The organism is Fuerstiella marisgermanici, from assembly GCF_001983935.1.
Lineage (GTDB): Bacteria > Planctomycetota > Planctomycetia > Planctomycetales > Planctomycetaceae > Fuerstiella > Fuerstiella marisgermanici.
Map to the genome: position 1 here is coordinate 4712864 of NZ_CP017641.1, position 12016 is coordinate 4724879.

The 12016-nt window shown below is 57.4% G+C and carries 6 protein-coding genes; 3 read left to right on the top strand and 3 right to left on the bottom strand.

All coding sequences use genetic code 11. The annotated features are described in order from the left end of the window. Positions 1–60: 60 nt before the first annotated feature. On the bottom strand, positions 61–1635 hold the full coding sequence (gene pckA, locus Fuma_RS17625; RefSeq protein WP_077025284.1) for a phosphoenolpyruvate carboxykinase (ATP): 1575 nt from the start codon (positions 1633–1635) through the stop codon (positions 61–63). Positions 1636–1870: 235 nt separating this feature from the next. Between pckA and Fuma_RS17630 the strand changes: the two genes are divergently transcribed. After that, positions 1871–3319, top strand: coding sequence for a Gfo/Idh/MocA family protein (locus Fuma_RS17630; protein WP_077025285.1), 1449 nt, complete (start codon positions 1871–1873; stop codon positions 3317–3319). A 12-nt stretch (positions 3320–3331) separates the two neighbouring features. Next, a complete protein-coding gene (locus tag Fuma_RS17635; RefSeq protein WP_077025286.1) occupies positions 3332–6889 on the top strand; it encodes an ABC transporter permease in 3558 nt (1185 codons plus the stop codon). Here the strand turns inward: Fuma_RS17635 and Fuma_RS17640 are convergent. Then, complete coding sequence (locus Fuma_RS17640; protein ID WP_077025287.1) at positions 6860–7780, bottom strand: phosphatase PAP2 family protein; 921 nt, start codon at positions 7778–7780, stop codon at positions 6860–6862. The two genes, Fuma_RS17635 and Fuma_RS17640, sit on opposite strands and share 30 nt — an antisense overlap. 392 nt (positions 7781–8172) lie before the next feature. Here Fuma_RS17640 and Fuma_RS17645 point away from each other — a divergent pair, with 392 nt between their 5' ends. Continuing rightward, positions 8173–8748, top strand: coding sequence for a hypothetical protein (locus tag Fuma_RS17645; RefSeq protein WP_077025288.1), 576 nt, complete (start codon positions 8173–8175; stop codon positions 8746–8748). 104 nt (positions 8749–8852) lie between these two features. On the opposite strand, the gene Fuma_RS17650 is transcribed toward Fuma_RS17645, so the two are convergent. Next, positions 8853–11714 carry a DEAD/DEAH box helicase gene (locus tag Fuma_RS17650; protein ID WP_218922190.1) on the bottom strand — a complete coding sequence of 954 codons (2862 nt, stop codon included), beginning with the start codon at positions 11712–11714 and terminating at the stop codon, positions 8853–8855. Positions 11715–12016: the final 302 nt, after the last annotated feature.

Consider the following 12016-nt stretch of genomic DNA (forward strand, 5'->3'; position numbering starts at 1 on the left):
AGACAGCAGAGTAAAGCGTGCCGTCGGCCACTTGCTTGCGTCTTCCTGAGCCACTGCCGATCAGGCGGGCCCGGCAGCGACAACACCGGGTGATGTCGCGTCTTCGTACTGTTTGAAGTTCTCACGAAAGCTGGCGGCCAGTTTTTCGGCCGTCGCCGTGTACTCCGCTGCATCACGCCACGACAACTTTGGCTGAAGCATTTCGGCGGGCACGCCTTCGCATTCTGCCACCGTTTCGAACTTGAAAATGTCGTCCGCGATGGTCGGTGCGTTTGCGAGGTGGCCTTTGTGAATCTCGTCAATAATCGCTCGAGTAAACCTTAGCGGCATCCGGCTGCCGACACAGTAGGCGCCGCCTGACCAGCCCGTGTTCACCAGCCACACCGACGAATTGTGTGTGCGAATTTTCTCCGCCAGTAGCTCTGCGTAGCGCGACGGATGCCACACCAGAAACGGGCCGCCGAAGCATGGGCTAAAAGTGGCTTCGGGTTCGGTGATGCCCATTTCTGTGCCCGCGACTTTGGCCGTGTAGCCGCTGATGAAGTAATACATGGCCTGTTCGGGCGTCAGTCGGCTGACGGGCGGCAAAACCCCGAACGCATCGCATGTCAAAAAGATAACGTCAGATGGATGATCGGCCACACACGGAATGCGCGCGTTCTGCATATATTCGATCGGGTACGCACCACGCGTATTTTCGGTGATCGACGTATTGTTGAAATCGACATGGTGCCGCGCTTTGTCGTAGACCACGTTTTCGAGCACCGCGCCAAAGCGCAGAGCGTCGAAGATTTCAGGCTCTGATTCGCGAGTCAGGTACACGGCTTTGGCATAGCAGCCGCCTTCGATGTTAAAAATTCCGTCGTTGGACCAGCCGTGTTCGTCGTCGCCAATCAGGTAGCGATTGGGGTCCGCCGAAAGCGTCGTCTTACCGGTGCCCGACAACCCAAACAACACCGACGAACGGCCCGTCTTTTTGTCGCTGGTGGCCGAACAGTGCATCGACAGAATGTTCTGGTTCGGCAGTGCGTAGTTCATATAGGTGAACACGGCCTTCTTCATTTCACCGGCGTATTCCGTGCCTAACAGAACGACTTCTTTGCGTTCCAGACTCAGGTCCACGCTGGTACGTGATGTCATTCCGGTGGTATAGCGGTTGGCCGGAAAGCCGCCCGCATTGTAGATCACGAAGTCGGGTTCGCCGAAGGTTTCCAGTTCGGCATCAGTCGGCCGAATCAGCATGTTGTGCATAAACAAAGCGTGGTACGGACGAGCACAGATGACTCGAACCTTGATGCGCGTGCCCGGCTCCCAGCCTGCAAACGCATCGACACAGTACAACCGTGGTCGCGTGTTGAGGTAGTCGACCGCTCGTTCGCGGTTAATCGAAAACGTCGCTTCGTCCTGCGGAAAATTCACCGGCCCCCACCACACATCGTTTTCAGAAAGGTGGTGCCGAACGACGCGTTTGTCCTTTGGCGAACGTCCCGTTTTGTCACCGGAATACGCGATCAGACAGCCGGTGTCAGAAATGCTTGTGCCGGGTTCGTATCGGATGGCGTGTTCGTACAGTACCGATGGGGCGAGGTTGTGCTGAATGTCGGTGACACTGATACCGTGACTGGAAAGGTCCATGATGGCTGATTGGCCTGTGTTCTGGAGCTAAAGTGGACGCGGAAACGCAATTTCATGACGGTTGCTGAATTCTAGCGATGTCGACACTTCAAACCACTCAACCGAACGCTGCCGCGATTCCTCCGGGTTGAACTTCCCGCCGACGAACTCCATACTGTCGATGCAGGCTGGGAGCGTTCGATTTCCGGCACGACCCGGCGGTCTGCAAAATCACGCAATTTGGATTTTCTGAACCATGATCAACGTATCCCGACGCCAGTTTATGGCGACTGCAGCTGCTGCGTCCGCCGCTGTTACTTTTCCGTCTGCTATGCGAGCCACCATGGCCGCCGATGACGTAAACCTCGGTTACATTTCCTGCGGCGGCCGAGCCAATGGGCACATGGGGATGTTCGACGAAATTGCCGGCGTCAACACGGCAGCCGTGTGTGACCCGGACGAAAACCGCATGGGAAAAGCGGCCGAACGGTTTCCCAAAGCCAAAAGCTATACCGATCTTCGCAAACTGCTGGACGACAAAAGCGTGGATGCCGTCGTCGTAGCGACAACCAACCACTGGCACTGCCTGGCATCGATTTGGGCCATGGAAGCTGGCAAGGATGTGTACGTCGAAAAACCACTGTCGCACAGTCAGTGGGAAGGCCGCCAGACGGTCAATGCGGCTCGCAAGTACAACCGCATCTGTCAGGTGGGAACCCAACAGCGTTCCGACCCGATGCAGGCTGAAATCAAGAAGTTCCTGCACGAAGAAAAAGCGCTGGGCGAAATCACAACAGCTCGAGTCAACCGATACGGCGTGCGAGGTCCCATCGGCAAACGAGACACGCCGCTAAAGATCGATGACAGCGTCAACTATGATTTGTGGCTGGGACCGGCTCAGGACAAACCCATCTTCCGCGACAAGCTGCAATACGACTGGCACTGGGACTTCAACACGGGGTCCGGCGAAATGGGCAACTGGGGCGTGCATGTCCTGGACGATTTGCGGAACAACGTGTTCCAGGATTCCGTGCGTTTGCCCGTACGAGTTTTCGGGGCGGGTGGTCGAGTCGCGTGGAATGACGTGGGTGATACGCCGAATGTGCATTTCGTCTACTTTGACACCGGCAGTATTCCGGTCGTTATCGGCCTGACCAATCTGACCGCGGGTGGCGATTCTCGCAAATCGCCCAGGCATCCTGGTCCCGGGAGTGGCTACATTGCCTATTGCGAAGGTGGTCGCTTTGAAGGCCAGCGGGGCAAAGGAGTGGCCTTCGACAACAATGGCAAAGTCGTCAAGGAGTTCTCCGGGAACAATGGTAATGGAGTCCATCATCAGAACTTTATTGACGCCGTTCGCAGTCGCAACGTCAGCAGCCTGAACTCGGACGTGGAAGTTGGTCACCTGTCGACAGGTTGGTGCAACCTGGCCAACATCGCGTTTCAAACGGGCACGCCGTACAACAGCGAAGATGCGTCAGCCGTGAAAGGTGACGAAGGAATCTGGCAGCGCATCGTGGAAGAAATGAGCCAACACTTGGCCGCTCATTCCGTCAAACTGGAAAGCGACCAGATCAAGCTTAGTCCAATGCTGACCGTCGACGCCGAAAAGGAAGTCTTCACCGGCGAATCATCCGCCGTCGCCAACGCCTTCCTGAAACGTGAATACCGAGCGAAGTATGAAGTGCCTGAGGTAACGGTCTAAGATGCTGAAAACATGTTTTCCTGCATATTAAAAGGTGTCTGGCACTACCGACGAATTAACATTGTTGTCATGGTGGCCGTCGCGATTTCGACGGCGGTCATCGGCGGTTCGCTGATCGTTGGCGATTCCGTCCGCTACAGCCTGCGTCACATGACCGAGCAACGGCTGGGCGGAATCACCGATGTGCTGCACTCGCCGCGGTTCTTTCGACAGCAGCTTGTCGACAGCATCGCCGGGGATGCGCCAAACGTCGAAGAAGGTACGGCGGACATCGATGCTTCGGTGACCAGTCAGAAGATGGCACCAGCGATTCTGGTCACGGGAAGCGTCGAACGTTCGACAGGCGACGAAGATATCCGCCGGGCCGGTTCGGTAACTCTGCTGGGAATCGACGACGCCGGTTGGGCGCTGCTGAACAACGGTGGGATTCCGGCGCCCGTCGATCGCGAAGTACTACTCGGCTATCGCACCGCGACGGAATTGCAGGTCGACGTCGGCGATGACGTTTCCGTCTGGGTGGAAGTCCCGTCGTCCATTCCTCGCGACAGCCTGCTGGGCGAACGCGAAGACGTAAACGTCGAAATGGTCATGACGGTTGCCGCCGTCATCCCCGAAGACGTTGGCGCATCGCGGTTTGATCTGAACCCCGGACAGCAATTGCCGTACAACGCTTTTCTGCCGCTGGCGACGCTGCAGGAACGGCTGAGCCTTGAAGAAATCGAAGCCAGCCGCCGCAGCCCGATCGCCAAACCGGCACGAATCAACACGATTCTGTCCGGTCGCGAAGACCAGACGCCAACGTTGACCACCGGCGACACTTCTACGCCGCTGAATGATGCGCTAACGAAAGCACTCACGCTGGAAGATGTCGGGCTGACACTGCGGCCCAATCCGCAGCGAGGCTACGTCAGCGTCGAAAGCGAACGAATGATTCTGGAACAGCCGCTGGCAGACGCAGTGCTGCAGGCGGCTGACGATCTGGGGCTGCAGTCGGCACCCACGATCGTGTATCTCAGTAACGAAATCTACGCGGCCGATCGATCGGAAACGGACGAACGTTATTCGATGTACTCGATCATTGCCGGTTTGCCGCTGAGCAGCCCACCTCCGCTGGGTCCGGTTAAGCTGGCTGACGGCAGTTCTGCGCCATCGCTGGACGATGACGAAATCCTGCTGTCAACGTGGCTGGCAGACGACCTCAAGGTTAAGCCGGGCGACACGGTCGAAACGAAGTGGCATGAAGTCGGAAGCCATGGTGAGTTGCCAGAAGTCGAACGCCGCTTCACCGTGAAAGGCGTTCTGGCCGATGACGATCCGGTGACGCTGGATTCGTTTCTGACGCCCCACGTCGAAGGCATTACGGATGTCGAATCCTTCAGCGATGTGGATCAGCCGTTCGAAATGGACATGGACCGATTGACTTCACGAGACGACGAGTACTGGGATTTGCGTAAGGCAACTCCGAAGGCATTTGTGTCACTGGCGACTGCGGAAGAACTCTGGAAAAGTCGCTACGGTCAGTACACGTCGATTCGAATTGCGGCGGCCACCGGAGACACGACTCCATCAGAAGCTCAATTCGAAAGCCTGATCAATCGGCTGCAGTTTGAGATTCCTCAGCGGTTGGAACCAGCAGCATTGGGTCTGGCATTCCGGCCGGTACTGGCGGAAGGCTTGCAGGCGGCCGTGGGGGCCAACGATTTCACACAATTGTTCATCGGCTTTAGCTTCTTCCTGATTCTCTCCGCCATCATTCTGGCGTCGCTGATGTTTCGACTCGGTATCCAGCGACGCATCAATCAACTCGGCCTGTTGAACGCCGTGGGCTGGCCGGAAAATCGTATTCAAGGTCTGTTTGTCGGCGAAGGATTGCTGGTGTGCGTGGCCGGCTGTTTTGTCGGATCTGCACTGGCTCTTCTGTTCGCACAGCTGATGATTTACGGACTGACAACGTGGTGGGTCGGTGCCGTCGGGACTCAGTTTTTGCTACTGGATGTCCAACCCGTGCGACTGATCATCGCGTCTGTGATTTCGCTTTGCCTCGCCGGTCTTGTGATTTGGCTGGCGTTAAGATCCTTCAAACAAATCGGACTGCGAGACCAGTTGGCGGGCAACGCAGACCTCGCCGAAACCGGCAGCGCGGATGGCAGCAGCCGCTGGTCCAAACTCGTCCGCCTGGTCGGAGCAGGTTCCATCGTCACAGCAATTGCCCTTCCATCGGCGGTGCTGGCAAACCTGATACCATCGGGGGAAGCCTTCGGCGGATTGACATGGCAAATGGTCTGCTTCTTTCTGGCCGGATTTTCGTGCCTCACAGCGGGACTCTATTTGCTGAATGCGGCATTGCGTCGTCGCAGTCGCAGCGATCAGGTGCGAGGTGCGGCGTCCAGCATCCCGGGACTCGCCATTGCAAATGCAGCGCGCAGCCCGATGAGGAGCATGCTGACGACGGCGCTGATTGCCTTCGCCACATTCGTGATTGTGGCCGTCGCGGCCGGACGACGGAACCCGCTGTCCGAAACGCCGGACCTGAAATCGGGGAACGGCGGCTTTAGCCTGGTTGCCGAATCAGCTCAGCCGGTCCTGTTCGATTTCAATACCGTCGAAGGACGATCACGACTTGGTTTAAAAGACGAAAGCAGCCTGCCGGATGGAGTCACGATTTTTCCGTTCAGCATGAAACCAGGTTCAGATGCAAGCTGCGTGAATCTGTACCAAACTCGCATCCCTACGTTGCTGGGTGCGTCCGAGGGATTCATTGCTCGCGGCGGTTTTCGTTTTGCCGACACACCCGGCGAGAAGCCGTGGACTCTGCTGAACGAAGACGTCGAAGCGATAGACGGCGTCCCGGTGGTGCCCGTCATCGGCGACATGAACACGCTGATGTACAGTCTGAAAAAAGGAATCGGCAGCGTGATCATGGTTCCGAATGAAACGGACCCTCAATACGCGCTGAAAGTCGTCGGCATGCTGGACGGCAGCGTATTTCAGGGCGTGCTGATCATGGCGGATGACAACCTCAAACGACTGGAATCGGAAGTTGCTGGCTATCGCTATTTTCTGGTCGACACGCCCGACATCGCAGACATGGCTCGAACGTCCACCGTGCTGGAAAGCCGCCTCAACGACTACGGCCTCGACGCAGAACCGGTCAGCGAACGATTGGCCGGATTTCTGGCCGTGCAGAACACTTATCTTTCGACGTTCCAGATGCTGGGGGGACTCGGCCTGTTGGTCGGCACGTTTGGTTTAGCGGCGGTGATGATGAGGAACGTGGTCGAACGTCGACGCGAAATTGCACTCATGCGGGCCGTCGGTTTCACGACCGTCCGCGTCGCGCGATTGATACTGGTGGAGAACTGGTTGCTGCTGTTGTGGGGCATTCTGCTGGGGACCGGATCGGCGCTGTTGGCCATGCTGCCTCACCTGCGTTCTACAGGAGCCGATCTGCCATGGCCGTTGCTGGCGGGAACTCTTGCGGCCGTTGCCATCATTGGTTCGCTGGCCGCCGTGTTTGCCGTGCGAGCCGCCACAACGATGTCAATTCGCGACAACCTCGCGGCCGAATAACGACGCTAACGATTCTTCCTTGCCAGCCTGCAGCCATGGGGCCAGACGGCGGCTGATCAAGATCGAGACCGTTGCCGTAGCAATGCCGCCCAGCACATCTGCGCCGTAGTGCCAGCCGGTTGTCATGGTGGAAATCACAACGGCCGCGTTCAGCACAATCATCGGAGCGAACACCCAGCGATAGTGTCGAAAACTGTAGGCCACCAAAATGGCCCACGTCGTATGGAACGATGGAAACGTAATCAAACCTTCCAGCCGGTTCACCGACACCAGCGGGAACTCTCCGGCTCGCAGCGCGAAAAAGTGTTCCAGAAAGCGCTGCTGATCGGGTCGCGGCGCATATCCATATGCGTGGAACGGCCCCGCCGCTGGCAGGAACAGAAAGGCGAGTGTCGTGATCAATCCGCCCAAAATAAAGTGCAACACGAATTCACGCAGACGACGCACGTCGGAATCCAGCCCCAACACCACCAGCGCCAGCAGCGTCGAAGGGAAGACAGAAAAATAGGCCAGGCTAAGCGCATTCCGCAGGCCCGGATGTTCGGCCATCACCGCAACGATGCTCGGCAGATGAACGCCCACGGCCCCGTCGCAGGCCATCAGCCACGGATCAGCCAGCGGCGCATTCAACGGCGTCCCAGCGTAGGTCAGAACTGCTAAAAACAGGTTGAAGACAACCATGCACAGAAAGCCGGTCAGCAGATTGGCGAATGCCGATATCTTTCTACCATCAAACACAACGGCAAATGGCAGCAGCAGCCCGACCGTTCCGATGGCCGTCGCGGCCGAAAAATAGTCGAACCGCATGCCATGCTTCAGAAGCAGAATAAACGCTGCGCAGCCGGTCACTGAAATCAGCCACAGCTTCAACTTCAGATCCCGATTCCACATTTCGCGAGCGCCCCTGGTTTCGACGATGGCAAACTGTTGCCTTTTCGAAACATAGCCCCCGGAACTTACTCACCACCGGGTGAGCCACGCCGACAGAGCTGCGGCCGACAATCCTGCGTCGGGTCGTAGCGGTTATGCCACGACGGCTGCATCCAGCGGAAACGTGGTGGGGTTCTAAGCTGGATGTAAATGGCCACTCAAATAGCGTGCGGATGCAGAAAACACGCCGACGTCGCCCCCGAATTCAGGCAGGCATTCCGCAGTATTCGAAGAAGGTTCAAAACTTCTGAAAGAAGACTGTAACAACTCCCCGGCAGCGGCAAATGAGGAAGTGTTGGAGACAACAACTTAACAAAACACTTCCAAAATCGATCACTTAAGGGGAATGAACAATGAAAACGACCGTCGCCACAACGCTTCTGGCCCTCACCGCAACCGTGTCTGTCGCTCAGGATTACAGCAACGTGACCTCAGGAATGCTGCTCGGCATTTACGGCAACGAGACTCAGCAGGGCATGCGAGTTACCTCCACCATCCCGGGTTACTCGGCCGTCGGCCGCTTGCAGCCGGGCGACGTTCTGCAGCGAGCCACCGTGGATGGCAATACGATGTACTACCTGCGGTCCCATTACGAAATGGAATGCACCAAGATGGCGATCGGAGCGAACCGCGACGCCGCGATCGAAATCTATCGACCTGGCTACGGACTGATTTACGCGTGGGTGCAATTCACACCACTGTCTGGCCCAGCAGCCGCCACAACAGCTTCCGGCAAAAAACAATACGGTGCGAGCTTCAAGCTGGAATCCGAAAAGCCGGGAGCTCGCTCAATGTTCCGCCGCTCGAATTCCGGAGGCGGCTCGCGACCGAAATTCAGCAACTCGAAAGTCAAAGTTTCTCCACCGAGCCACACCGGACCGAGACCTGGCGGTAACAGCGGAGCCGCCAAACTGTTCGGCAATCGCTGATTCCACCGAAAGCAGATCGTTCCAACGCTGCGGCAAGCGAACGACAGCGAGGACTCTCGCAGCTTTGGCTGTGAGAGTCCTTTTTTCGTTTTACGAACGAACGGCTATTTCCGGAACTTGCGGCCCTTCGAAAAGTTGCCGCTGCTTTTGCCTCGAAAACCGCCGGGCTTGCCGCCCTGGTAGCCCTGGTTTCGGCGAGGTGGCGAACTCTGTTCACCGCGTGAAGCACTAAGTCGAAGCTGCTTGCCGGCAACGCGTGTCTGCTGCAAAGTCTGGAAGACGTCGCGTGGCATGCCGGTCGGAAGATCGATCGTGCTGAATTCGTCATGAATACTGATCGGACCGATGTTGTCGCCGTCGATACCACCTTCGTTGGCCACGGCACCGACAATGTTGCCCGGCTTCACGCCGTCCTGCCAGCCGACTTCAATACGATATCGATCCATGCCTGGTTCCGGTGGCCCCAGTTGACGGCCACCACCACTCGGTCGCGACGGACGATCGGAGAACTGGCTGCGACCTCCACTTCGCTCATTGCCGCGTTCGAATCGCTCACGTCCGCCACGGTCATCCCGCTCGTTGCGTTTGCGAGCCGGCCGGTCTTTCATAAAGAACGGACGTCCCTGCTGGGCGATATGAGCCAACGCGGCCGCGATCATTTCCAGCGGTTTGCCGGATTCTTCAGCGTACTTGCTGATCATGTCTTTGAAAATCGTGAGGTCCGCTTCAGCCGTGACGTCTGTAATCTGCTGAGTGAACCGTTCGATTCGCTTGGCATTGATTTCGTCTGCGGTCGGCGGCTGAACAACTTCGATTGGCTGCTTGGTCGCTCGTTCAATCATCCGCAGCTTGCCGCGTTGATTGTTCGTCAAAAAGATGACCGCTTCGCCTTTGCGGCCCGCTCGGCCTGTTCGGCCAACTCGGTGAATGTACGACTCAGTGTCCTGCGGCATGTCGTAGTTGAAGACGTGGCTGATGCGATTCACGTCCAACCCACGAGCAGCGACGTCAGTCGCAACCAGAATGTCCAGATGCCCCGACTTCAACTGATCGATCGTACGTTCGCGAACTCGTTGAGCCATGTCACCATTCAACGCGATGGCATTGAGTCCCGCCTTGGACAGCTGTTCGGCCACAGAGACAGTGGCTTCGCGTGTCTTCGTAAACACGATCACACCGTCGGTTTCTTCAACCTCCAAAATTCGGATCAACGTTTCAACTTTGTCGCGAGGAGGAACAAACAGAGCTCGCTGCCGAATCGAATCGGCGGTCATCGTTTTCTTTTTGATCGTGATGCGAGTTGGATCGCTCAGGTAGCGTTGAGCAATCGTGCGAATCGGTGGCGGCAGTGTCGCACTAAACAGAGCAACCTGGCGGCCGGCGGGTGTTTGGTCGAGGACGAACTGCACGTCTTCGAGAAAGCCCATGTTCAGCATCTCGTCGGCTTCGTCCAACACAAGGCATTTGATGTTGCTCAAGTCCAGCGTGCCGCGTTTGATGTGATCGATCACTCGACCAGGTGTGCCCACCACGACCTGCACGCCGTCTCGCAGGGCGCGAAGCTGAATGCCGTAGTCCTGGCCGCCGTAGATCGCGGCGACTCCGAAGCGAGGCATGCAACTGGCGTAAGTCGAAAATGATTTCGCCACCTGAATGGCAAGTTCTCGAGTCGGAGCCAACACCAACACCTGAGGTGGCTGACGAGGACCGGTGTCAATGTTTGACAAAACTGGCAGAGCGAACGCAGCCGTTTTACCGGTTCCGGTTTGCGACTGAGCCAACACGTCGCGACCTTCCAGCACGTGCGGAATGATCTGAGCCTGAATATCAGTGGGCTTTTCGTAGCCGGACTGTTCGATCGCTCGCTGCACATCTTCGTGAAGCGGCAGGTCGCGGAAGGTAACTTCGCCCGGCACGCGGGGCTTTTGGTCCGTCGAGGCAGACTTCGGCTGTCCCGAATTAACCTCAGAAGCTTGCCGCATTGCCGCGCCCTGGTTGTTCACTTCGTTGTCTGCTTTCCCGTAGGCACGTGGCGTTTCCGACGCCATCGCACTGGCGACGACCGGCTGCGGTGCAGGATTGGTAGCGACGGCAGACTTAGGTGTCTGTGGCGTTGTCGTCTCTGCAGACGGTTCACTAACAGGCGTGGCTTGGGGGTCCGGGGCCTGAGCAACCACTTCAACAGGCTGGGAAGCGGCTTCAACGACAGGTTCCGATTGCCGCACTTCGACTTTTGCAGACTCTGTGGACGCTTCGATTTCGACGGTCTGACTTTCGTCTGAAGCTGGCGTCACTGCTTCGGCAACTGCTGATGCAGGCTGCACGGGATTGTCTTCGGGCCGCCGTTGGACGGTCACTGCGCCGTTGTGCACTTTCACGACAGTTGGCGGTGCCGCGTTTTGCTGCGCGACAACTTGTGCCTCAGGAGCAGGCTCAGGCACCGTAGACTCAGCAACCGTCGGTCCAACGGGCTCTACTGCAGCTTCGACTGCTTCGACCGGCAATTCCGCTCGCTCAATAGCAACGAATTCTTCCGGCTCAACTTCAACAACCGGTTCTTCGACATTCAATTCCGCAACGACGCGTTGCTCGCTGGCCACTTCTTCAACTTCAACAGGCACTTCTTCAGCAGGCGATTTCTCGGCTGCCAGTTCCTCGACAACTGGTACTTCAGCAACTGGTTCCTCGGCGGCTGGCTCCTCGGCCGCTGCTTCCTCAGCAACCGGTTCCGGAGTTGATTCCTCAACCAAACCGGCTGGTTCGCCCTCGACGATATCGTCGACGATTAGCGGCTCATCAGCAGGTGCCTCAGCGACTTCCTGACGAGATTCTTCCGGTTGCTTGACTGTTTCCGGCTGGGACAGCGCTTCGGGTTCGAAGACGATGGATGTAGTTGGCATTTCAAACGTTTGAAACGTCTGGAATACATCAAAACCTGACGCTTGATTGGTGTTCTGATCCGACATAACGATTTTCAATCTTCCGAGTCAACAGGGACGCAGCCACAGAGGCGGCGCGCGCGGTCAGCGGCAAAAGCGGGGGACCGCGATTGAGCGTACGCATCTAAAAAACACAGAATGCGACGCTGCTTCGTAAACCTGGTCCCGGCGTTGGGGACTGTTCGAACTCTTCGGAGTTTCGCTGCCGAGATCGAATTCGCCATCCACAGCCGCACGGTCAGTGCGAAACGGAAGCCTGAGAATTCGACACGGGCGGCGTTCCGGAGCAGAACATTCGGAAGACCTGTCGCATGTGAGCCGGTTGGGGA